This is a genomic window from Novosphingobium sp. EMRT-2 (assembly GCF_005145025.1).
In the GTDB taxonomy this organism is placed as follows: domain Bacteria; phylum Pseudomonadota; class Alphaproteobacteria; order Sphingomonadales; family Sphingomonadaceae; genus Novosphingobium.
Genome location: NZ_CP039695.1, coordinates 915,648 through 937,916, shown reverse-complemented (window position 1 = coordinate 937,916; position 22,269 = coordinate 915,648). Strand labels below are relative to the sequence as shown.

Here is a 22,269-nt window from a genome sequence, read left to right as displayed (position 1 = left end):
CGAGGAGTTTAGCGACATGGCACAGCACGCCCGTACCGACCGAAGCGCCTCGGCGCGTAAGGACGATGTCATCCAGATCAGGGCCGCGGCTGAGCTCAAGGCGATGCTCAGCCGTGCTGCTTCCCTGCGCGGGCAGAAGCTGTCCGAGTTCATGCTTGCGAGCGCGCGACGGGAAGCCGAGGCCGCCATCCTCGATCAGCGGACCTTCTTTCTGGACGCCGAGCAGCACGAGCAGTTTCTGAGCCTTCTCGATGCGCCGCCCGTGCCGTCGCCGAAGCTCGAGAAGCTGATGAAGCGCGAACCGCTCTGGAATCGATGATCGGACGCGTCGTTCGTTTCCATGTCCAAGCGCCAGGTTACGCGGCCTGAACGATTGAACGCTGACCATGACGTCAAGGCGTTTCATAATGGACGGCACGCCTCGCTCGATCATTGGCTCGATGAGCGCGCCGTCGCCAGTGAAGGCGCCTCGGCTCGCACCTATGTCGTCTGCGACGCCGGCCGACCCGGTCGGGTTGTGGGATACTACACCATCACCACCGCAATGGAGGAGCGGGCCGCGCTCCCCACGGCGAAGCTGCGAAAGGGCATGCCCGACAAGGTGCCTCTGCTTCTCATCGCCAGGCTGGCCGTCGATACCACATTCCAGGGGATCGGCCTGGGCGCCGACCTGCTCGCCGACGCTCTCCGCCGCTGCGCGGCCGCCTCGGAAATCGCCGGTGTCCGCGCCGTCATCGTGCATGCGATCGACGACGAAGCGATAGCCTTTTACGAACGGCATGGCTTCATCGCCTCGCCGCTGGGAGAGCGCGTTCTCCTGATGCCCATCGAGGCAGTTCGAGCCCTGCTTGACTGACGACTCCCCGCGTGGCCGTGGAGCGATCGCAACCGGCTGAGGATCGCCGAAAGCACTCGACTGGGCCATGTATCTGGCGAAGGTCGATTGATCGCGCGCGCTCACAGGATTCGCTCCATGCGCGTGAGACGCGCAATCGGGAGGAGCCCGAAATAACGGCTGTCGAACCCGCGCGGATGCGTCGAACCGACATAGACCATTCCGGCGGGAATGACCCCGCTCCACCGCATGTGATCGAGCTTCATGCCGTTATGGGCCCGCGGAAGGCTCACGCCGAGGAACAGGCCATTGCAATAATAGTGCCCGTCTCGACTGCGCGGGAGGAGGGGCGACGGGGTCTCGAACATCGTCAGCCGATCGCCAGACATGCAAAGCGCACGCTTTGTCACGGACACCGGATCCGGCCCGGCGATGGGGTGACGAAGCGTGAACATCACATAGTCACCGCGTGCGATCGGCCCAGGGCTCTTGCGCACCGCGAAGGCATCGATCGACGGCGACATGACCAACGCGACCTGCGGGACGACGAGCGCCGCGCCCGCGGCGATCGGCAGCACGACGAGCATGGCGCGGGCGAGCCGCTCGGGCCGTGCCGGCTGATCCGGTCCCGGCGCGCCGAGCGCGATCGCCGCCTTGCGAGGCAATCGCCGCAGACGCGGCCACAGGCCGGCGATCGCCCTAGCGAGCGCCCAGAAGAGCCTGAGCATGGCTTACCTCCTTCTTCCCGCCGAGGCGGGCATATTCCTCGAGCATCCCGGAAAGCGCGCTGTCCCCGAAGACGATGTGGGCGGCGCGGGGGCTTTCAATGTCGCGCTCGCAATAGGCCTGGGTCGGATCGCCCGGGATCATGGCAAGCGCCGGAACCTGGGATATTCCGTGCTGGCGAAAGACGATCGGATCGATGATGAGCTGGACGTCGCGCATCGCGCAGTTCGGCCCTTCGCAGCCCGGATCGAGCCGGAGGATCTGGGCTGTCAGCTTCGCCATAGGACCCATTTTCCTGAGTCCACCTGGCACGCCGCGAAACGCCATGACGCCGCGAACCTTCTCGAGCTGGACCGCATAGTTGCGCAGGGTCGAGATCGGCATCGACGAGGACACGAACAGGACCGGGACCCAACCCTTGACCGTCGTGACGGGGATCGCCTTGGCGAGAGCCTGCTCTTCCGCAGGCTCAAGGCCGAGAGCCTGGCGCAGCGCCTTGGCCTGCCGCTCGCGCTCGGCTGCAAGGCTCGTTTCGCCGCGAGCCTGCGCGGCACGCGCGCGCGCTTCCATGTCCGGCGCCGGAAGTCGCTTGCGCAGGCCATCGAATGCGTGCCGTCGGTCCGCTGGGTTGTCGGTGCGTGGAAGCTGGGGATCGGGAAGCTGGGCCGCATCGGCCTTGCCGCGCGAGACCGCGCTCTCGAGCCGGTTCATGCTGTCTTGGCCCTGGTCTGCGGCTGACTGGCGCGCGTCGCCGCGAGGGACGTCACTTGCGGCGACCTGTGCGAGTGCGGCGGTTGCCGCGCCCAGCACCGCGAGAAGGACGGCGCTATGGATTGACCGCTTTGAGATACGCATCGATGCGCTCCCCCATGTCTATCTGGATGTCGGATTGGGCGCGGGCCTCGATGTCCGCATAATATTCGGAGAGATCCATCTTGCTGAAATCGAGCGCCTGAAACTCCTCGGGCGTGAACCCGCGGCACATCGGCTTTTTGGCCGTGCCCCAGAGGTTGCCGTTGAAGGCCTTGAGTTGGGGGCGACCCTGCTCCTGGATGATGCGGCCGAGCTTGGTGTTGAAGCAGCAGTGCCCGCGTGCCTTTTGCAGGCAGATGCCGAGAAAGCTCGACGTGCAGTAGCTGCCGATCTCGTGGCACATGCCGGACGAGCGCAGCATCGCCGTCTCCATGTCCTGCTGGTCACAGCCGGCGAACAGGAATTCCATCATGAAATTGATCGCTAGGCTCACCGCAAGCGAGGTCGGGTCAAGACCCACGATCAGCGCATTGGCGCCGGCACTCGCGGCCTGACTGGCGGTCGCGCCGGCCTTGAAGGCCGTGTAGGCGGCGCTCATGCCGGTGAATACGCCCTTGGCCACCGCGATCTTGGTGCCGATCGACGAGATGGAAGAGCCCATCCCGTCCTTCACGATCTTTCCCTTGTCCTTGCAGCAATTCGCGAAGGTAGTCGAAAGCCCGGCGGGCCGGCACCGCACCCCGCGGCCTGAGAATATCTCGATATTCCCGAGGCAATTGCCGTCGGCATCGATGCCGCCATCCGGCTCCGTGCCGGGATCGTCCATCGGCGGCTCATCCACGATCGGATTGGTCGCGAGATCGGCGCATTGGTTGGGCGAGCAAGCCGGTGGGCCGCCCTCGCTCTTCACCAGGCAGGCATATTGCGGGCCGGCTGGGCAGCTATATTGCCCCATCGCGTCCGCGACGCAGTCGACCTCCTGGATCGGGCAGAGCCATGCCCCGCTGGTCGTGGAAAGGCAGCTTGCCTGCTCGCCTTCGTCGGCCGCATCGCCATTGTTGTTGAGATCGGCCGCGCAGATATGTTGCGCGTGGGCGGCGCTCGGGCAGCCGAGCGCGACGCCCGCTCCGAGCACCAACGCGAGTGCCGCTCCGCGCGGATCGAGATACCAGTATCGCGTTGTCGCAAAACCCGTCATGGCACGTTCCCCGTGCAGACCATGTCGGCCCCGGCGAGGCGCACCGTCTGCATCATCACCACCGCTTCGGGGAAATCGTCGAGACATCCGCAGGCGGAAACGACTTCCTCGCCGGGCCCTGCCGGGCATCGATTGTCCGACGTGCAGGCGTGGAAGAAGCTGTCGTAGCCTGTCGGCACATTCTGTTTCGCGCCTACCACGCCATCGGGCGCGGCCTCGCTATTGGCCTTGGGCGCACGCGTTTTGCAGACAGGCTCGCAGGCCGGCACACTGCCCCCGTCGGGGAGATTGAAGGCGCGCGTCGACGTCGCGTAGCTGCCGTCGCTCTGGAGCGTCCGGTCGGCGAGCATCGTCTCGGTCGAATGGTCGATGATGTAAGCGCCGCGGCTCGTATCGGGCTTTGCAATATCGTCGACCGCGCAGCGATAGGTGCGATCCTTCAGGAAGAAATCGCGGGTGAGTTGTGTTGGGCAGCTCGGCCCGCCCAATATGCGGGTCTGGGGCAGGGGCCTCAGGCCGGTCGCGACGCCGTTGATCCATGTCTGGACGCCATCGACCAGCTCGCTGTCGAGCTTGCACTGTGGATCGGACGCGATCGTTCCGCAACCGTCGACGACCTGCTCCAGCGTCTTGCAGCTATTGTCGACATCGACATGAACCTGCGCAAAAGCTTCGCCCCCCTCCGCAACCGCGACGCGAAGCCAGATCTCGTGGTCGCCGGCCGTGAGATAGGGACGCAGATCGAGATGGGGGTAGGAGTAGAAGGTCTTCTTCTGCTCGCATTTCCCCGGTGGAAGCCCGAGCGTGGTCCAGGACGAGGGGCCGGAACCCACCAGCAGACCGTCGACCCGCACCTGCGCCCAATCGTCTGCGAAGAACTGCGTGAGCCGCGCGTCGACGATCCGGTCGGGATCGCTCACATGCAGGGTCATGCGAAAATCGATGAGCGCGCAGCTTCCGCCGAGGCTGTTGTCCGCCGGCGAGCCCATCAGGAAGTCGAACGAGTTGCCGTTCTCGATCGTCGAGTAGCCGCCCGACGTTCGGCTGATGATATCCTCAGCGCCGGGCTTCAACACGGTCACCCGCCGCTCGATCGAGCAATGGCGATATTGGAGCGCCGTGCCAGTGCCGGTCGCCGATCCTTTGAGCGCCTGGAACACCGCATTGCCCGTCGATGCGGCATAGGCATCCGATGCGATGGTTGCGGGATTGGCGCGATAGGCGGTCTGCGCGAGGTCGGGATTGGCGGAGCAGGCGGTCGATTGTGCGCCCACATAGCGGATCGAGGGCCCGTCGATGACAGCCTCGGCAACGCCATAGCGCGGGTCGGCCGTGGTGAGCGCCCCGATCATCCCGCCGCCAAGGTCGCGCAGCACCGAGGCCATGTTGCCCCAGGCAAGGTTGGTGCCGCAGCTATTGTTGAGGCAATAGCATCCCGCGAGCTTGGGCATGTCGACCGAGGTCAGCTTGAGCGCCTGTCCCGCGTCGACATCCCAGCGGAAGAAGCTGCAACCGTTCCAGCTACCGGGCTGGCATGACACAACGCCGTTCGCGCAAATACCCGATACCGGCACTGGAAGGTTCGCCGTGCTGTCGACCGATCCGTCGAGATCGGTGTCGCGGGCGACCGTGACCCTGCCGAGATCGCCGGTTCCTGACGGCTGCACGAGCACTTCGAGCATCGTCGCGGTCTTCTGGCAGGCGATATTGGGCGCGAAGGTCCGGCTGTTGTCGACAGTCGAAATCTGCTGACCGGCGAGGCCTGGCGTCACATAATTCTGCTGGAGCGCGTCGCTGTCGCTGGTCTTTGCACGCGACGCCTCCGCGGCGGCACGGGCGCGCTCTTCCATCGTCTGCGCCGATGCGGGCGAAGCAAGAGGAAGGGCCAGCGCGGTCGCGACGATGGAACAGGCGGAGAGGAAGCGCCGATCCCATCGGGGGCGTATCGCGGCCGCGCTGGCCGGGGGTGGAGCGACGCCGCCAGGGGGGCATGGCGGCGCCGCTCCGGTCCCGCGCGGAAGCCATCGGCCGTAGGGGCCTTGGCGAACAGACCTCCGGAGTGGACGGCTTTCTCGCGCGGAACTGGGGGGAAGGGACCCGCTCACGGCACCGGTATCCCGGCGCAGCAGATCACCTTTTCGAAGAGCATGAACTGGGCATTGTCCTTGCCCGGCGCATGCTTGGCCGAGGACCAGAGCGCACCGGGGCGGCCGATGTTGACGCACTTGCCGCCCTTCACCGGCTCCATGATCTGGAGCTTGTATCGGGACTTGGTCCAGACGGGCTGGGGCACGAACGAGCAGCCGTCCGCCGAACTGATGGTAAGCGCGCCCAGCCGCCCCATCATGAAGACGCCGCGGGCCGCGAGGCCTGCCCAGGCTTCGACCGAGTCATCGAAATGGATGTCGCCAGCGATCGGATAAGTCGCGCCCCAGCTCCCCATGCACCAGAACAGGGGATCGATCACCTTGCCTGCCGCTGCCGCGGCGCTGTCGCCCATGCAGGCGAGGCCGGCAGCGGGGTTGCCGAACAATATGCCCTCAGGCTGGATGATCGCGCCGAGCGTGCCCGACTGCCAGGTCGGCAGAACCTCGGTTATCATGGCGACATCGAAGCCGTCATTCTCGAGGCACGGCAGGTCCGTGAACATGTCGAGCATCGCCCAGACCGGCGAGATGTAATAGTGCATCTGCGCGAACATCTTGCGCGTGTTCGTCCCGTCGGAGATCGACGATTGGCTGCCCTGCAGCTTGCCGCCGGTCGGCAGCAGATCCGCGCCCAGCGCCATCATGCAGCCGGGTTCAGTCACGACGTCGACCATCCGGTTGGGCGACCAGTAGGAGACCTTCACCCCGAACCAGAACTGGATGCCCTTGCGGCAGGCGCACAGAGGCTTGGACGCGGATTGCGCGTCGAGCGCCTTGTCGAGCTTGTCGAAGCTCCCCACCCGAATGCCGCCGACCGTGATCGGAAAGATGCAGGTCCAGCGCACCTTGGTGATGGGGTTGAACGCGGTGCCCGCCTCGCACTTGGAGGCGAGGGCCTGGCTCGGCCAGGCCAGTGTCGCGGCGAGCCCGAGCAGGATGCCGATCAAGAAGATCCGCCAGCGCTGGATCATGCCGAGCATCCTTCGATGGTCGCGCGTTGCGAACGACGAGAAAAGCAGGACCAGGGGACGCTAGCCGGGGAAAAGCGCCGATACCGGTTTCTCGCGACATCACACCGATCATGAAGGCCCTTCTGGCGCCTTGAAATGTGCGTCTTAGTGACGCACATATCTGCGCAACCACGCGTTTGATGGATCTTGCAATGAACGCACATCAAGATGTCGCCCCGGATGGTGATGGCACCGCCAGAGCGGAGGAGCGTGCTTCCGAGCGCATGGGCTTCCGCACTAAGCCGCACGTCAAGCGGGCGATCCAACGCGCTGCCGCCTATTCGGGTGTCGATGACTCTGTGTTTGTCATCAACGCCGCCTATCGGGCGGCGCTCGAGACGATCGACAGCCATGAGCGAACGACCGTCAGCCGGGCAGATTTTCAAAGAATAATGGACGCGATCGACAATCCGCCGCCTCCAACGGACGCGCTGCGCGAGGCGTTCGAACGCCATATACGAATGGTCGAAAGCCGGTAGGGACGGGGTATCATGTTCGAAGGGGGGACAATCGAGCCGCTCGATACGAAGCGGCACGATCGGACTAGCTTCGCGTCCGGAGTGGCGCAGGTCGACAACTATCTGCACAAGACGGCTAACAAGCTTGCGAAGGCCGACAATGTCCGGGTCTTCGTGCTCGTCTCGCCTCAAGGCGATTTGGTTGGCTACTATGCCCTCAATGCGCATGGCGTCGAGCATTCGGAGCTTCCGTCGGCCTTCGCCCGGGATCGTCCCGGCCACGGCGTCATCCCAGCCATGTTCATCGCAATGATGGGCGTCGATGCGCGTTGGCAGGGCCAAGGCCTTGGCGGATTGTTGCTCGCCGACGCCCTCAAGCGCGTCCGTCGCATCTCTGAAGATGCCGGTGTGGCACTTGTCCTGCTCGACGTTCTCGACTGCGGCAATCCTACGAACGTCGAACGGAGAGCGGCAGTTTACAAGCGCTTCGGCTTCCAGGCCCTGCCTGGCAAGGCGCGGCGTCTCTTCCTTCCCGTGTCGATGCTGAGGCAACTTCCCGTCGATCGCTGACATTGCTGCCGCTTCCATGTGTCGAGTCATCTCGCGTCTCCCGCAGAAAGCGCTCGGCTCCTGGGGCCGACTTCGGTGAGGACGAGCCGCTGCCCAGCTTGGGCCACGATGACGGGTGCGACCGTCAGCCCCAGCCGCTGCTTGACGCGTTCTTCGAGGATGTAGATCGGCCGCCCGGTCTTCTCGCTCATCTCGATGGCATCGCCATTCTGTCCCTTGAACGCAGAGAGCAGGATGAAATCGCTCGCGCGAGCATTACGAAGCGCCCAGCCGAGATCGCGTGGATGCACGACGACGAGGCGCTGTGGCAGCTTCACATAGGTCAACGGGTTGAACGTGAAGCCCTTGGGGTAGAGCGTCTTGCCCCCTGGCAGCGTGATGTCGAAGTCGAGCGTGTAGAAGGGGACGACGCTGCGCACACGGTCAGCGGTAGCGACCCCGAGCGGCGCGGCCTTGAGCGCGCTCCATTTGTCGCGCGGGCCGAACGCCTTGCTCATGTCGCTGGGCAGCGTCGCGACCTTGGCCTCGATCTCGGCGAGCGCGTCGGGCTCCGCGATCGGCCACGTCCGGCCGATCGTGCTGCGCGATGGGGCGCTGCCGGCGACAGGCCCAGCTGCGGCGAGCGCGGCAGCCACAGCCAGCGCATTGCCCGTCAGAAGCACGAGGACGATGGGCCCGCGGCGGACCCGGCGCAGCAGATCAGCGGCCATGACGACGCCTCCAATGCTGTTCGGGCGGCTCGGGAATGCCGATAAGGGCGGCAACGAACGCGCAGGAGGCGAGAGGGGTCAGGGTCCAGATGAGAACGCCTGCCCCAGCGCCAAGCGAGGGCGACATGAGCAAGAGCATGCTTTGGACCAGCATGAGCAGGAAGCCGCTGACCGTAAGCCGGATCGCCGATTGCGACGGCGCGGAAGAAATGAGGCCGTTCATCTGCCTCTTCTCCGGCGCAGGCGGCTCAACAGCTTTGCTGTACCTGCTGAGAGACTGAGCAGCAGAAGTCCGGTCGCGAAGCAGGAGGCGGCAACGAGGAGTGAGGCGCGCAGCACCATCATCGTCGGCTGCTTGAGGAGGATCCCGGCGACGAGCACGAGCAGGCCCATCATCAGGGTCTCGATCATGACGAGCCGGAAGCGCCACTGAAAGGACTCCGCTTCGAACCGCTCGGCAAGACGCTGCTCGACGATCACTTCGATGGCCTCGTTATCGGACCAGTTGAGCGGCAATTGATCGGGGTGCGGACGATAGCGTGCCATGGCCGTCATGCTCCCGTGAAGGCTGGCGCGGGGCGCGCGCCAAGGATTTGCGAGGGTTCGACACCTGCCAGTCGGCACACTGCTTCGAGCGGCGAAAGGCCCTGGCGCATCAGCGCCTCGAACGCGGCGACCTCATCCGGGGCGGAGGTATTGATCCAATAAGAGAAGGGATCGACGACCAGCCGCGCAATGCCGAGGCCGAGCGGAGAGTCGATGAACACCTCGGAATAGTGAGGCTTCGAATTGCGGACCGACTTCAGCAGGTCGAGGACGAAGCCCGAATAATCGAGAATCTTGTTGTCGACCGCGCGATCGTAGGTTGATCCCTGCAGGAGGAACCGGGTCGCGGCATTTTCGAGGATGACCTGGCCAGTTCCGCCGAACAGCATGAGGTCGTTCATGCTCTGTAGGACGACGCCGAAACTGCCGCGATACTTGCGCGCGCGTCGATAGCCCTGGCTGATCGCTTCGGCCAGACGACTGAGATCCTGCCCCTCAGTCGGCGTGATGAACTGGGCGGCTTCCTCGCACAGCACAAAGCGCGGGCGATCGCGCGCGGAGAGATAGAGTTCCTGGGTGACTGCGTTGACCACGACCATGACGATGACGTTGAACAGGTCAGGCATCGCCTTGAGACGCTCGAGCTCGAGCACGACGAATTCGTCGTTGCGGATGTCGAGGGTCGAAGGGCCGTTGAAATAATGGCCATAGGCGCCGCCCGACCCGAAATCGCGCAGGTTGAAGGCGAGCTCACGCGCGGTCGGCACGAGATGGTCGACGCGGTCGAGATCGGTCTCTACCAGCGAGGGATAGGTGCCGAGCCATTCGCGCACGGCGTCGATGCCATGATCGGCCCGCCCCGTGTCGATGGTCCATTGGACAGCGGACTTGAGCAGGTTCCACTCCGACGTCGTGACGCCCTTGCGGGTCGACGCATTCGCCATTTCCGCGACGATCGCCACGGCCATGGTGATCGCCGACTGCTTGTCGTCGCCATCGAGCGCGAGCCCCATGTCGAAGGGGTTCAGAACCAGATGCTCTTCACCGATATCGATGTACCGGCCCGAGCAGAGCGTGCAGAGCTTCCGGTAGCTTCCGCCGATGTCGATGATTCGAATGAGCGCGCCGCAGGCAAAATATTGCTGGCAGAGGTTGTTGAGCAGGAAGCTCTTGCCCGCCCCGCTCTCGGCCGAGACGATGAAGTTGTAGTTGTTGATCCTCGGATCGAACAGATCGAGCGTGACGAGCTGGCCCTTGCGGCCCGTGTAGAGCAACGCCGGACGCCCGCCGCCGCGAAAGTCGGTCTGGATCGGCGCCATCAGCACCGCCGCCTTCACCGGCATCCGGAAGTCCCGCTCGAGCAGGCGCAACGTCGTGCGGTCGGGATAGAGCCCGAACGGCAGGCTCATCACCAGCAGCGTCGGATTGAGATAGCTCTCCTCCTGCATCGAGAAGGGTTGGGGCTCGCCCTCCCACAGCCGCTTGGCGCGCGCTGCGAGATCGCGGGCATGGGCACGGTCGCGGCCGAACACCCAGATGGTCGGGATCACCCGGACGAACTTACTGTTGCCCGCCTCGTCGAGGATCCAGCCGATCTCCTCGATCTGCTTGCCGACTTCGACCGCGAAGCTGCCGGCCGCCTTCTGCGCCGAGAGGATCTGCGCGCGCTTGTGGATCTCGAACTGCGAATGATCGAACAGGATGTTGAGCGTGTAGAGGAACGGGCCCCCGATCTGATCGCTGTCCTCGGACGCGCCGCGCATGCCGCCCATCAGGCGATTGGCGCGTTCGGCGGTGATCCTGCGCGCCGGCGCCTTGGGCGTCAGGCAGCGCGCGACCTGGTTACCGAGGAACACCTCCGCGCCCTCGAACACGAGATCGGGTCCCGCATCGATGATCTGCTTGGCGATCGGCGGTGCGCCGATGGTCGATCCGTCAACGAAGACCCCCGGGGCCGGATCGGCGACGCCGTTGAAGATACGCCGATAAAAGGCGACCATTTCCTGCGGAGGCAGACGGCGGATTCCGAGCTTCGAGAGCTGCTCCTCGACCTGCCGCCGCAAATCCTCTCCGAGCGGCCGCCGGGTCTTGATCGAGAGCAAAGTGCGGAAGTTGCGCACCGGAATGCCGTGCAGCGCCTTCAGGCCATGACGACCCTCGCTCAGATAGGCATGGGTGCGCCGCGCCGAGGCCTGGATCAGCGGATCATCGCGGGTCTTGAGGTCTAGGAAGGCATCGAGTGCGTCGTCGATCAACGGATCGGCAAAGGTGTGGAGCTGGAGGACCGTCCCGTCCGGGAAGTGGATATTGAGGAGACCCTGGAGAGCGCTCTGAACATGGGCGAACATGTAGGCGGTCGGAACCAGCTCCCAGGCATGACCCCAGGTGTCATCGATGCAGAGGAAGGCCTCGGTCTCATCGTCCCAGGCGACGAGCGGCAGATAGTCCGAGAAGCTGTCACGCCGGACGGCATTGCGAAGGCGGGCATAGGAGAGGCCGCTGCTCGATGCGGGCGGGCTCACGGCTTTGGCTCCGGTGCCGGGGCGACGATTGCGGGCGCGGGCGTGGTGGTCTCGCTCGACGCAGGTTCGCCATCCGGCGCGGCAGGTTCACGGACCTGCCCGAGGATAGGCGCTTGCGATGCGCGATCGGGCGCGCCGACGAGTGCGCCGCCCACGACCCAGACGGGCTTGTCGACCACCGAATAGACGTACCGGGGCATATAGAGACGGTCCGGGCGCTGGCGATCGGCGTAGGGCAGGATCAGCGTGCGAACGGTCTGCGCCGGCTTGAGCATCGGCGTGACCGGCGCTTCGACCAGGCCTTTCAATTCGCGATAGACGCTGTCGCGATAGCTGCCATAGGCATTGCCTGCGCGCTCGTTCCGCGACCGCGCACTCGGGCGGGCAGTGTCCTGGCCGCGCAGCATGGCGCGGTCGTTGGTCACCTTCGGGTCGGACTTTGACGCGACGCCCGCGACCGCGTCCTCATAGGCCCGATCGGGATGAATGCACTGGCCGTGGTCGCTGTTCTTGCAGTCGAACTTCTCCGAATAGGGCGACATCATCGCGCCGACCGTCGCGCAGCCGCTCAAGGTTGCGAGCAGGCTGAACGAGAGCAAGGTTCGATCGAGAGATTTGAGGGCCAGCATGCGCATGGCGGAACCTCCTGAAGATTGGGGAAGGCGTCGCATCAGAACTTGCTTCCAACCGATGGTTTGATCTCGAGCGCGAGACCTTCCTGAATGACGACCACGACGTCCTTGGCGGCGCCGACTTCGACGACCGGGCCCGCCTGACGGGCGAGGTCGAGATAGAAATCGGTGAGCTTGTCCGATGATTTGGAGAGGCCGCCGGCAATGCCCGACTTGGCGGCATCGCCCGCGTCGAGACTGCGCACGCTGCCAAGCGCCGAGGTCGACAGGCTCCCGAACGACCCCTCGACCGACTGCGAGATGCCTGCGATCGTGCCGGCAATGAACGATCGCGCCAGCGTCGCGCCAGCTCGCGTCACCACCTTGCCGGACAGACCTTTCTTGCCGTCGGCATCGACGAAGAAGCCCTTGATCGACTGGTCGACCACCGCATGTTCGTCGAAGTCGACGCAGCTTATGGAGACGAGCTGGACCTCGACCCGCTCCTTGGCGAGGCTTCCCGTCGCGTTGCCGATGACGAAGCAGCCGGAGAGATTGGCCTTGACCTCGTTCGGGAGGATCGCAGGCGCCTGGACGCGGGCAATGATCGGTTCCGGGTTACTTGTGGCGTCCCGACTCGCCAGAGCGTCGATCCCGGTCAAGAGCCGTGCCCGCATAAAACCAGGTGGCAAATAGATCGTCCGCTTGGCTTTTTTTGACGCGGCCCCGCCGCCAGCGCCTCCCTCCGGTGCTTGCGAGGCGGTCGCCGCACCGATAGCGCCGACCTGTCTTTCCGTGGGTGGCGCAGGTGGTGCCGACGGCGCGGTCGGCGCACTCGGCGGAGCCGGGATTTCATCGGCAGATCCCCTGGCCTCGGGCGGCGCGGGCGGATAGGCCGGTGCATTGTCGGGAAGGGCGGGGGGCAGATCGCCGTCTCCCCCGACGCTCGGGGAATGCCCACCGCCGGCCCCACCAGGAACCACCTTCCCTTCCTCGATTGCGGTCACCCGGTCTCCGAGCAGGCTCTGCCCGTCGAGAATCTTCTGGAGATCGCCGCGCAGCTTGACTTCCAGGCTGTCGCCACGAAGGCCGGCGCCCATATCGAGGTTGGACGCCTGCGGTGCCTTGGGCGCTTCCTCATGACCGCTTCGGCTTGCCGTGTAGAGGCCAAGACCGAGCAGCGCGATCGAGAACACCACGCCCAACTGCTTGGCGCGCAGCTTCTGGTCGGATGTCAGCTTCGCCCATTGCGCGCGGAGGTCGAGCAACGCGGGCCGCGCGATCGGCCCATTTTCACTGCCTTCCGGGCTGGTGTGGGAGCTGGCGGTCGCGGACAGCCCCTCGAGGTTCTCTTCGGGCGTACTCATTGCTGGGCACTCCGGCGGACGACGATCAACCGTGCGGTCTCGTTAGGCCGCAACGTCAGCCGGTCGATCGTGATGGCGAAAATGTCGGTGCCGAGCGTCGCGTCGAGAAAATCGCGTTCGTCGAGCGTCATCGCCGCGCTCGCGCGCACCAGATACTCGCTCACCGAAAGCCCCATGCCCTCAACCTCGAGGCGACGACGCTCATCGAGCGACGCACTAGGCAACCCCGCAAGAATCAGCCTATCCTTCGAGGGTGCCACTTCGGAAAAGGACGCCGGCACCCGATCCTGCAAGATCGCGAGCGCGATGCCTATCGCCCGCTCTTCTTCAACGAGCGGGCCAAGGAGCGCGTCATTGGCCCGCGCGCGCTGCGCGCCGCCCGGAACCAAGGTCACGGTTTGAGCCGGAATGTCGGCCGGCTCGGCATAGAGCGGGTAGATCGCGCCGTTGCAGGAAACGAAGAATTCCGAAGGCGTCGTCACATAGGTGCGCGTTTTCGTGCCCATGTCCTCGGTCTCGAGGACGAGGAACTTGATCCAGGCATCCGAGCCGCCACGCTCGACCGCAAGACCCTTCTCGGCCGAGAATTTCACGTCGTCGATGTCGCCGTCGACGCACACAACGTGATTGACGTCGCGGTTGGAGAGCCGGATCCGGCTCGTCTGGTCAGGCAGAGCTGCGATCGATTGCGCGAAGGCTGGGGCGGGAAGGGACGCGACAAGCGCCCCCGCGAGGCAGGCGAGCCTCGCGCGGTTACCGGGCATCGGCACTGAAATTCTCCTCCTGGAGGGCGGTCAGCCAGAAGCGGCCATTCTCGAGCGCGTAGCGGATGCGCAGATTTCCCCGGAACTTGCGGATCACTCCGCCGATCACGCGGACCTTCTCGACGGGGACGAGGATCTCGCTACCCGTCCAGGTGACGGGCTGGTCGCCGCGGATATAGGTGGCGATCGAAAGGGTCGGATTGTTGCCGAGTTCGTCGAGCAGCCGGTTCAGGCTGTCGCGCAGGCCATTATATGCGCTGGGATGCGCGATCCGCAGTAGCTCCTGGAACTGACGGTCCGCCGAATAGGCGGAATAGGTGCCGGCCAGGCCCACGATGTTGAAGGTGATCGAGCGAAGGTAGCTTTCCGAGGGCTTGTTGCCCGTCACATAGAGGTCGCCGTCGGCACCGAACGGCACGATTACCGTGCGCGTGTTCTGGTTCGAGGTGTAGATGAGCGTGCCGAGCACGGCGGTGATGCCGAACAAGCCGGCGATCGCGATCTTGAGCAGCCGGTTCTCCTCGAACAAATTCGCGGAGCCCTGCAAGTAACGGTGCAGATGCCAGCTCGGACGCGTGTCGCCGATCATGTCCGCCTGAGCCTTGCGTCGGAAAGGGTGTGCCATCACGCTCACTCGAAGAAGCGGGTCTGGGTCGGACCCGGATAGTTGCGGAAGCGGGCGAGGCCCCAGCGCCAGGCCAGGTGCGGGATGAAGCCTCTCGGCTTTGTCCGCTTCCAGGGAATGAAGAGGAGAAGAGCGCCGATGAGCGCCCAGCCGATCATCCCGCCAACGACGACCGCGACGAAGATCGTGGCCATGACGACGATGAACTCCTGACTGTCGAACCAGAGAATCTGGACCGGCCGATGCAGGAACTGTGGCAGACGTTCGTCCACGCCCTGTTGAGTAGCGCTGAGGATTGACCCGGGATTATCACTGAGAATTGACCCGGGTGGGTGTGGGTTATGTGCTGCCCAAGAGGGGCACGGTCAAGAGTCGGGTTTATCCCTTTCTGGATTTGGGTGCGGCGGAGCTGGCCCTGAAGCGGAAGCTGTCATTGCCTGTCTCGAGGATGTGGCAATGATGGGTGAGGCGATCGAGCAAAGCTGTGGTCATCTTGGCATCGCCGAAGACGCCAGACCATTCGCTGAAGCTGAGGTTGGTTGTGATCACGACGCTGGTGCGCTCGTAGAGTTTGCTGAGCAGATGGAATAGCAGGGCGCCGCCTGACGGGCTGAACGGCAGATATCCCAGTTCATCCAGGATGATGAGATCGAGCTTGAGCAGCCGCTCGGCAATCTGGCCAGCCCTGTTGGCCGCCTTTTCCTGTTCAAGCGCATTGACCAGATCGACAGTGGCAAAGAAGCGCACTTTCCTGCGATGGTGCTCGACGGCCTGGACGCCAAGAGCGGTGGCCATGTGGCTCTTGCCGGTGCCAGGGCCGCCAATCAGCACAACATTGTCGGCACTGTCCATGAAGTCGCCGCGGTGGAGCTGACGTACCAATGCCTCATTGACCTCGCTGGCGGCAAAATCGAATCCGGCCAGGTCCTTGTATGCCGGGAAGCGAGCAGCCTTGATCTGATAGGCGATCGAGCGGACCTCGCGCTCGGCCATTTCTGCCTTGAGCAACTGGGACAGTGTCGGCACGGTCGCCTCGAACGCCGGGGCCCCTTGCTCGATCAGGTCGCTAACGGCTTGGGCCATGCCATACATCTTGAGGCCGCGGAGCATTACGACCACAGCAGCGCTGGCAGGATCATGACGCATGGCGCAACTCCCTCAGCGTGTCGTAGCGGCCAACATCGGCTTTGGGCTCCTTGCCGAGGCGCAAGGCTTGTGGAGCATCGATCGGGGGAGCCGGTGGTGCCTTCCCATCGATCAGGCGATGCAGGATATTGAGAACATGGGTTTTGGTTGCGACCCCGTCCTCGAGGGCAAGTTCAACAGCGCGCAGGACAGCCTGTTCGTCATGGTGCAGGACAAGGGACAGGATCTCGACCATTTCCTTGTCTCCGCCAGGCCGCTTGAGCAGCCTTACCTGTAGTTGCCGGAAGGCTTCGGGCATCTCCAGGAATGGGGCGCCATTGCGCAAGGCCCCCGGCTTGCGCTGAACAACGGCCAGATAGTGCCGCCAGTCATAGATCGTACGCCCGGACCTATGATGGGACCGATCAATGATCCGCTCGTGTTCACACAGGACCTGCCCTTCCGCGACAATGACGAGCCGTTCGGGGTACACACGCAGACTGACGGGCCGATTGGCGAAGGAGGCTGGCACGCTGTAACGATTGCGTTCGAAGGCAATCAGGCAAGTGGGTGACACACGCTTGGTTTGCTCGACGAAGCCATCAAAGGGTCGCCCCATGGGCATCAGGCTGGCCACCTCCTCGGCGTGTACATCTGCGATGGTGCCGGGCAGGCCGCCGTGATGGATGTTGGCCCACTGTGCGATGCATTGCTCTTCAAGCCAGACATTGAGTGTTGCGAGATCCGGGAAGTGAGGCATTGGCTGCCACAAGCGGTGGCGAGCGTCCTGGACGTTCTTCTCGACCTGCCCCTTCTCCCAGCCTGAGGCTGGATTGCAGAAATCCGTCTCGAACAGATAGTGGCTGGCAAGCGCGGCAAAGCGTGCGTTCACCTGTCGGGCCTTGCCGCGGCCAATCTTGTCGACTGCGGTTTTCATGTTGTCGAAGATCCCGCGCTGCGGCACGCCACCCAAAACTCGGAACGCCTGCGTCAGCGCATCGAACAACATCTCGTGGGTCTGCAGCAGATAAGCCCGAACGATGTACGCTCGGCTATGCGACAGCTTGGTATGAGCCACTTGCAGCTTGACCTGCTTGCCACCCAGAACCGCATAGTCCTCGCTCCAGTCGAACTGGAAGGCCTCACCGGGCTGAAATACCAGCGGCACGAATGTCCCGCGTCCGCTGGTCTGTTGCTCATATTGGCGCCCACGCTTCCATTCCCGCGCAAACGCCGCCACTCGAGTATATGAGCCGTCAAAGCCGAGTGCGACGAGATCGGCGTAAAGCTGCTTGGCCGTCCGCTTCTGTTTGCGCGACTTGCCAGCCTCCACCCGCAGCCACCCCGTCAACTTCTCAGCAAAGGGGTCCAGCTTGCTCGGTCTATCAGGAACCCTGAATACCGGCTCCACCGCCTCGGCGCGAAGATATTTGCGGATCGTGTTGCGCGATAACCCCGTTCGCCGCTTGATCTCGCGAATGGATATGCCTTGCCGAAAGTGCCAGCGGCGGATCACACTGAGTAGGTCCATGTCGATCACTCCGATGCCTCCCGACTGTCAGCCGGAGGCGAGGAAAGCATGGGTCAATTCTCAGTGATAATTTCTGGCCCTCCCGGGTCAATTCTCAGCGCTACTCAACACTCCGGCATACAATCGAGCCTCTATGACCTGTTCAACCCGGAGAAGGGCCACCGCGTCCCGACCCATGTTTTCATGCGAACCGATCAGGAACCCGATGTGCCGATTAAACGCAAGCGCCGCGTCATAGCGGCCTGACCGGACCACCAGCCCAAGAAGGGACCGGCGCGGGACACCGCCGCCGGTCCCTTGTCGTGCTTGTCGCACGAGCGGGGGAAACCCGAGCGGTTTCCCCCGCGCCGCTCCTTTTGGCGGGCGTCCCGCCCGCCAACGTCGCTCCCCTTTCCGCTAAGGATGCACCGTCCCCTGGCTTCCGTCTCCGGCATCCGAACCGGGAGGCGGCGTAGCGCCGGACTTCATCCCACCAGCAGCGCGGGCCTTCGTCGGTGCGCGCCGTTCGGGCGGATCATCGGTCGCGGCCGGAAGCGCCTTCAGTGCAGCCAGCGCCGCGCCGCCGCCGATCCTGATCGCTTGGCCGAGCACATCGCGAAACTCGCGCTCGCTCAGTCTCTCGACCGCAAGCTCCGACGCGAGCCTGCCATAATGCGCGCGCAATCCACGCCGCACCGTCTCGGCTTCCTGCGCGAGATTGCGCTGGTCGGCCTCGATCTTCGCGAGCCGTTCCCGTTCCGTCATCTTGGGCATTCTTGGACTCCTTCTTGGAAAGGAGGTCTGCCCGCCAACCCCGACTATCTTCCAAGGAGCATCCGCTTGCAACGCATTCCTGACGACGGAGCGCAACCGATCGAACGCGGCTCCCCTGACGGGGAAACCCGCGTCGATCGGGATCGACAGGGCGCAGCGGGCGAGCGCTGCGGAAGAGGGACGCACGCCGCAGGCGAGGAGAATGCACCCCACGCACGGGTGCTGCGGGCGTGAATCGCGCGGATATCCGCCATTTTTAGCCGGCACAGAATGGCTGTCGATCTGGCACCGATCGGCTGCCGGCGGCAGCCAGGCCGCATTGTTTCCGCGCTTAAGCGATTGATCTGCCTTGGCACTTAATGGCTGCCGGCGGCAGTTTCGATAAATTGTTGAGATCACGTCGTAATTCGGCTATAAGAGGGTTGCTTCACCACGTTGCTGGCGTGCCGGACAAGGAGTCCGCCGCTTGGCACGCATCACAATTCGCATAGACGATGACCTCTATGCGCGCCTTTCTGTCCAGGCGCGCAATGCGGGTCTCGGCGCCGCGACCTATTGTCGCGACATACTCGAACGCTTCGAAGGTACCGATCCTTCGGGCTATCATGCCCGCTTCGACGAGCTCCATGCGACGGCCATCCAGGCCTTCGCGATTCTCGCCACGTCGGTCGGCGAGCGCTCGCCTGACATCCTCCAGAAGGGATTGGGTGAAGCGCGCCGACTCCTCCGCGAAAGGGGGCTGCTCGATCCCGAGCAGGACCGGCCATGAGCATCTTTCGTCACGACACGCTCGGCTCCTGGACCCGCGGCGGCCAGGCCATCGTCCACAACGTCCGCATGACCACCCAGGTCTTCTACCAGACCTTTCTTGCGGGGCTGGTGATCTGGATCGGCGGCATCATCTGGTACGCGCTCGAAAAGTCGTCCGAGTACGAGCGCTTCGTTCTTGTGAAGCTCGGCCAGGCCGCTGTCATGGGGGATGCCGTTCCCGGCAACGTCACCCCGATCCTGTTCAGGACACCGGCAGGCAAGCAGTACTGGACCAGCCCGAAGGCGCTCCTCGATTCCGGTGTCGCCCACAAGACGCTCGCTGCCTTCGAGACCTATCTGCTCCATGGAGCGGCAATCTCCGGCCTGTTCGCCCTCGCCATGCTGGGGTGGGCCTGGTTCTACTTCACTCGCACCGGACGGGGACTCGGCTCGAACCAGTTCCTGCGCGGCGCGCGGTTCGGAACCGTGCGGCAGGTTCGTCGCGCCCTGTGGCGTCATGCCAAGGGGAGCTTCGACATTGGCGGTGTCAATGTCCCCGATGCGTTCGAGCCCGAGCACATCCTGATCTGCGGCGCCCCCGGCACCGGCAAGACCAACATCATCGTCAAGATGCTCGACGGAATCCGGAAGCGGAAACGGCGGGCCATCGTTTACGATACGGCTGGAACCTTCGTCGAAAAATTCTATCGGCCGGGGATCGACGTTCTGCTCAATCCGCTCGATGCGCGGGCGGATTGCTGGTCGCCCTGGGTCGATGTCCCGCGGGACTATCACTACGATCAGATCGCCGAGTCCACGATTCCCGACAAGGCCGGCGATCCCTTCTGGGCGAAGGCTGCGCGCGGCACGCTGGTTGCCGTCTTACGGAAGCTGGCCCGGCAGGAGCGCACCCTGGTCTCGATCCTGCTCGACACGTTATTGCGCTCCAAGCTGAAGGACCTCGCCGCGTTCGCTGTCGGTACAGACGCGGCGGCATTCATCTCGACGGAGGGGGAACGCACCAGCGCCGGCATCCAGGCCGAGCTCGCCTCAGTGATGCGCAGCTTCGCCTATCTCGATGACACCGCAGACGGTTTCTCGATCCGCGACTGGGTCGCCAATGAGAAGGACGACAGCTGGCTCTTCATCACTGTAAAGGCGGACCAGCTTCCTTCGCTCCGTCCCCTGATCACGGTGTGGCTTGATATCGCGATCAGCGCGATCATGAGCATGACGCCGGATCGCAACCGCCGCCTCTATTGCGTGATCGACGAGTTGCCGACGCTCCAGCGCCTGCCGTCGCTCGGCGACTTCCTTGCTCGCGCCCGGAAGTATGGCGGCTGCGGCATCCTGGGGTTCCAGAGCTACCCGCAATTGGAAGCAACCTATGGCATCCAGGATGCCGCCGCGATCACCGGCTACTGCTCGACCTGGGTGGCGCTGCGCGCCAACGACACGCCGACCGCAAAGCATGTCAGCGAGAATCTGGGGCAGGTCGAACAGGTCGAAGCCAACGAGGGCATGTCCTACGGCGTGAACGATATGCGCGATGGTGTGAACCTCTCGCGGATGCAGGTGACGCGACCTCTGGTAATGCACACCGAGGTCACCAATCTGCCCAACCTCATCGGCTATCTGCGCTTCGGACGCAGCCTGCCTGTGGTCCGGTTCGAGGACCGCTATAACAAGGTCGCCTCCGTCGCTGAGGCGTTCGAGGAGCGTGGAACACCGCCCGTTCGGCTCGCGGTCGCGGTCCCCCCTGCGTCCCCACCTTCGGTAACTCCGGCTACGCCGGCCAGGCCAAAAGCGGGGGCACCCAAACGACGCCGGACGGAGCCGAAGGCGCAAGAGGCCGAACTCCCGCTTCCTTCGCCATCAGACGAGATGGGAACATCGGGTGGCGTCCCAAGTGCAAAATCCACGCCATCGACGCAATCAAATGGGGCCGATGAACGGGCGCCCACTTCACCGCCACTCGAACTGTTCGGCAAGCCCGCCGGGTTCCGTCTTGCCGGCGCGCCCGATCTGTTCCTGCGTCTTTTCAAGGTTCCGGGTCGCGTCGCGCAGCGCCTTGAACTCGCGGCCCAAACCCTTTGACCCGGCGGAGAGTTGCTTGAGCGTGCCGCTCAACTTGTCGATGGCCTCGAAGGCGACGGCAAGTTTCAGCGTCGTGTCACTCATCGGGTTTGCTCCGTTCTCGGGCGATCCGTTGCCAGTCGAGCAATTCGCGAAGCGACATCGCCTCCATCACGGCGGGTTGCCAGTGAAAGACGATGGCGATGTCTGCCATCGCGTCCTCTATGCGTTCGGGGACGCTGCGGATTCCTTCGGAAGAAAAAAACCGGCGATCTCGGTGGACAGCTTGAACATGTCCGCCGGGGAAAGGTCATGCACTTCGGCCATGATTAGCGGCGGCACGGTGATGCGCGGCAACAGTTCGTGAACGGCATCAACCTTCAATTGCACCAGGTCGATCATGGAAAGGCCGCGCAGTTCGCCGCTCTTGGGGCGGCGCAGGCCAAGGGTGGAAATCTTCTGTTCGCCACGAACGATAGGTTCGTCGAGCGTCACGGTGGCATCGGTCATCTGCGGGGCTTCCCTTGCATGGCGGGGCAGGAAGGGCCGGGGGCGCGGTGTGGCTGCGCCCCCGGCCTCCGCTGACCGGCGCCCCGCAAAAGGACCGGCCAGCGAAGCATGTTCGCTGGCCGGATCAAACGCGCATCGCGCGCGCGCTTCCAGTGATGTGCCGGGTAACGGGGCGGGTTACCCGATCAATGCGGACTTCTGTTTTGCAAATTCTTCCTGGGTGAGCAGGCCGCGATCAAGAAGATCGGCCAGCTTTGAGAGTTGGTCCGCGATCGAAGAATTCGATTGGGTTACGGAAGGGGTGCGCGCCTTGCGAGCTGCCTCTTCAACGATCTCTCGCAACTTGGCGAATTGGGCTGTCTGATGCTTGCCTTTGAAGATGACGCTGTTTTCGTCCTTCGTTGCCGCAACGAGGCCGCCGCGACTTTCGTTGCCACCTATGATGGAAAACTGAATGTATCCAGATGTTAGCATGGACGCAGGTTTGAACTGAACGGCTGAAATACTGGAAAATGGAATGCGCTTCTCACCCTTTAGGCCGTGTAGGCTAAAGGCAACCAACCCGCGCCTTCGAATAATGATGCCATCATCGGTAACTTCGATGACCGCGCCATATCCTTCAAATAATTGTGCGCCTGCCATGATTCCCCCGTCAGATTCGCAGTCGAGGATCGTGGATTAA

The 22,269-nt window shown here is 63.9% G+C and carries 26 protein-coding genes; 6 read left to right on the top strand and 20 right to left on the bottom strand.

The features are described from left to right. The first annotated feature begins 16 nt into the window (after positions 1–16). Together FA702_RS04695 and FA702_RS04690 are read left to right on the top strand one after the other, a co-directional pair. Entirely contained in the window at positions 17–319 is a 303-nt protein-coding gene (locus FA702_RS04695; protein WP_086486175.1) for a DUF1778 domain-containing protein, read from the top strand. 21 nt (positions 320–340) lie between these two features. Continuing rightward, positions 341–856, top strand: coding sequence for a GNAT family N-acetyltransferase (locus tag FA702_RS04690; protein ID WP_086486176.1), 516 nt, complete (start codon positions 341–343; stop codon positions 854–856). A gap of 101 nt (positions 857–957) precedes the next feature. On the opposite strand, the gene FA702_RS04685 is transcribed toward FA702_RS04690, so the two are convergent. The 5 genes from FA702_RS04685 to FA702_RS04665 all read right to left on the bottom strand — a co-directional run bounded on the left by FA702_RS04685 (position 958) and on the right by FA702_RS04665 (position 6,630). Next, a complete protein-coding gene (locus tag FA702_RS04685) occupies positions 958–1,563 on the bottom strand; it encodes a S26 family signal peptidase (RefSeq protein ID WP_086486177.1) in 606 nt (201 codons plus the stop codon). Beyond that, positions 1,535–2,416, bottom strand: a complete 882-nt coding sequence (locus FA702_RS04680; protein WP_086486178.1) for a type-F conjugative transfer system pilin assembly protein TrbC — start codon at positions 2,414–2,416, stop codon at positions 1,535–1,537. Before FA702_RS04680 ends, FA702_RS04685 begins: the two co-directional genes overlap by 29 nt. Further along, positions 2,388–3,512, bottom strand: coding sequence for a conjugal transfer protein TraN (gene traN, locus FA702_RS04675; protein ID WP_086486179.1), 1,125 nt, complete (start codon positions 3,510–3,512; stop codon positions 2,388–2,390). Before traN ends, FA702_RS04680 begins: the two co-directional genes overlap by 29 nt. Beyond that, positions 3,509–5,362, bottom strand: coding sequence for a hypothetical protein (locus tag FA702_RS04670; RefSeq protein ID WP_136955234.1), 1,854 nt, complete (start codon positions 5,360–5,362; stop codon positions 3,509–3,511). Before FA702_RS04670 ends, traN begins: the two co-directional genes overlap by 4 nt. 251 nt (positions 5,363–5,613) lie before the next feature. After that, positions 5,614–6,630 carry a TraU family protein gene (locus FA702_RS04665; RefSeq protein WP_086486426.1) on the bottom strand — a complete coding sequence of 339 codons (1,017 nt, stop codon included), beginning with the start codon at positions 6,628–6,630 and terminating at the stop codon, positions 5,614–5,616. Positions 6,631–6,821: 191 nt separating this feature from the next. On the opposite strand from FA702_RS04665, the gene FA702_RS04660 reads away from it, so the two are divergent. Both FA702_RS04660 and FA702_RS04655 read left to right on the top strand, forming a co-directional pair. Continuing rightward, positions 6,822–7,148: a DUF1778 domain-containing protein gene (locus FA702_RS04660; RefSeq protein WP_086486181.1), complete on the top strand. Its 327-nt coding sequence runs from the start codon at positions 6,822–6,824 to the stop codon at positions 7,146–7,148. 12 nt (positions 7,149–7,160) lie between these two features. Next, a complete protein-coding gene (locus FA702_RS04655; RefSeq protein ID WP_086486182.1) occupies positions 7,161–7,697 on the top strand; it encodes a GNAT family N-acetyltransferase in 537 nt (178 codons plus the stop codon). Positions 7,698–7,723: 26 nt separating this feature from the next. On the opposite strand, the gene FA702_RS04650 is transcribed toward FA702_RS04655, so the two are convergent. The 12 genes from FA702_RS04650 to FA702_RS23115 form a co-directional block, all read right to left on the bottom strand. After that, positions 7,724–8,407, bottom strand: a complete 684-nt coding sequence (locus FA702_RS04650) for a conjugal transfer protein TraW (protein ID WP_086486183.1) — start codon at positions 8,405–8,407, stop codon at positions 7,724–7,726. Continuing rightward, positions 8,397–8,630, bottom strand: a complete 234-nt coding sequence (locus tag FA702_RS04645; RefSeq protein WP_086486184.1) for a hypothetical protein — start codon at positions 8,628–8,630, stop codon at positions 8,397–8,399. The genes FA702_RS04650 and FA702_RS04645 overlap by 11 nt, the downstream gene beginning before the upstream one ends. After that, the gene (locus FA702_RS04640) at positions 8,627–8,953 is read right to left on the bottom strand and encodes a hypothetical protein (RefSeq protein WP_086486427.1); all 327 of its coding nucleotides are present in this window, start codon (positions 8,951–8,953) and stop codon (positions 8,627–8,629) included. The genes FA702_RS04645 and FA702_RS04640 overlap by 4 nt, the downstream gene beginning before the upstream one ends. A gap of 5 nt (positions 8,954–8,958) precedes the next feature. Continuing rightward, on the bottom strand, positions 8,959–11,475 hold the full coding sequence (locus tag FA702_RS04635) for a TraC family protein (RefSeq protein ID WP_086486185.1): 2,517 nt from the start codon (positions 11,473–11,475) through the stop codon (positions 8,959–8,961). Then, a complete protein-coding gene (locus FA702_RS04630; protein WP_086486186.1) occupies positions 11,472–12,110 on the bottom strand; it encodes a TraV family lipoprotein in 639 nt (212 codons plus the stop codon). The genes FA702_RS04635 and FA702_RS04630 overlap by 4 nt, the downstream gene beginning before the upstream one ends. A 35-nt stretch (positions 12,111–12,145) precedes the next feature. Further along, the gene (locus FA702_RS04625) at positions 12,146–13,453 is read right to left on the bottom strand and encodes a TraB/VirB10 family protein (RefSeq protein WP_086486187.1); all 1,308 of its coding nucleotides are present in this window, start codon (positions 13,451–13,453) and stop codon (positions 12,146–12,148) included. Beyond that, entirely contained in the window at positions 13,450–14,217 is a 768-nt protein-coding gene (locus FA702_RS04620; RefSeq protein ID WP_086486188.1) for a type-F conjugative transfer system secretin TraK, read from the bottom strand. The genes FA702_RS04625 and FA702_RS04620 overlap by 4 nt, the downstream gene beginning before the upstream one ends. Then, positions 14,207–14,806, bottom strand: coding sequence for a TraE/TraK family type IV conjugative transfer system protein (locus FA702_RS04615; protein WP_210417585.1), 600 nt, complete (start codon positions 14,804–14,806; stop codon positions 14,207–14,209). The genes FA702_RS04620 and FA702_RS04615 overlap by 11 nt, the downstream gene beginning before the upstream one ends. 41 nt (positions 14,807–14,847) lie before the next feature. Further along, entirely contained in the window at positions 14,848–15,114 is a 267-nt protein-coding gene (locus FA702_RS04610; protein WP_086486190.1) for a type IV conjugative transfer system protein TraL, read from the bottom strand. A gap of 106 nt (positions 15,115–15,220) precedes the next feature. After that, positions 15,221–15,988, bottom strand: coding sequence for an IS21-like element helper ATPase IstB (istB, locus tag FA702_RS04605; protein ID WP_136955033.1), 768 nt, complete (start codon positions 15,986–15,988; stop codon positions 15,221–15,223). Continuing rightward, a complete protein-coding gene (gene istA / locus FA702_RS04600; RefSeq protein ID WP_136957248.1) occupies positions 15,978–17,498 on the bottom strand; it encodes an IS21 family transposase in 1,521 nt (506 codons plus the stop codon). Before istA ends, istB begins: the two co-directional genes overlap by 11 nt. A gap of 396 nt (positions 17,499–17,894) precedes the next feature. After that, positions 17,895–18,251 carry a hypothetical protein gene (locus FA702_RS23115; RefSeq protein ID WP_254908140.1) on the bottom strand — a complete coding sequence of 119 codons (357 nt, stop codon included), beginning with the start codon at positions 18,249–18,251 and terminating at the stop codon, positions 17,895–17,897. A gap of 466 nt (positions 18,252–18,717) precedes the next feature. Between FA702_RS23115 and FA702_RS04585 the strand changes: the two genes are divergently transcribed. Beyond that, positions 18,718–19,020, top strand: coding sequence for a hypothetical protein (locus FA702_RS04585; protein ID WP_086486242.1), 303 nt, complete (start codon positions 18,718–18,720; stop codon positions 19,018–19,020). Beyond that, positions 19,017–21,098, top strand: a complete 2,082-nt coding sequence (locus FA702_RS04580) for a type IV secretion system DNA-binding domain-containing protein (protein ID WP_136955232.1) — start codon at positions 19,017–19,019, stop codon at positions 21,096–21,098. Before FA702_RS04585 ends, FA702_RS04580 begins: the two co-directional genes overlap by 4 nt. A gap of 76 nt (positions 21,099–21,174) precedes the next feature. Here FA702_RS04580 and FA702_RS04575 read toward each other — a convergent pair whose 3' ends face one another. The 3 genes from FA702_RS04575 to FA702_RS04565 all read right to left on the bottom strand — a co-directional run bounded on the left by FA702_RS04575 (position 21,175) and on the right by FA702_RS04565 (position 22,229). Next, positions 21,175–21,291, bottom strand: coding sequence for a GpE family phage tail protein (locus FA702_RS04575; RefSeq protein ID WP_136955231.1), 117 nt, complete (start codon positions 21,289–21,291; stop codon positions 21,175–21,177). 8 nt (positions 21,292–21,299) lie between these two features. Beyond that, complete coding sequence (locus FA702_RS04570; RefSeq protein WP_136955230.1) at positions 21,300–21,587, bottom strand: phage tail assembly protein; 288 nt, start codon at positions 21,585–21,587, stop codon at positions 21,300–21,302. 177 nt (positions 21,588–21,764) lie between these two features. Continuing rightward, positions 21,765–22,229 (bottom strand): DUF4429 domain-containing protein, encoded by a 465-nt coding sequence (locus tag FA702_RS04565; RefSeq protein WP_136955229.1) that lies wholly within the window; start codon positions 22,227–22,229, stop codon positions 21,765–21,767. Positions 22,230–22,269 lie beyond the last annotated feature (40 nt).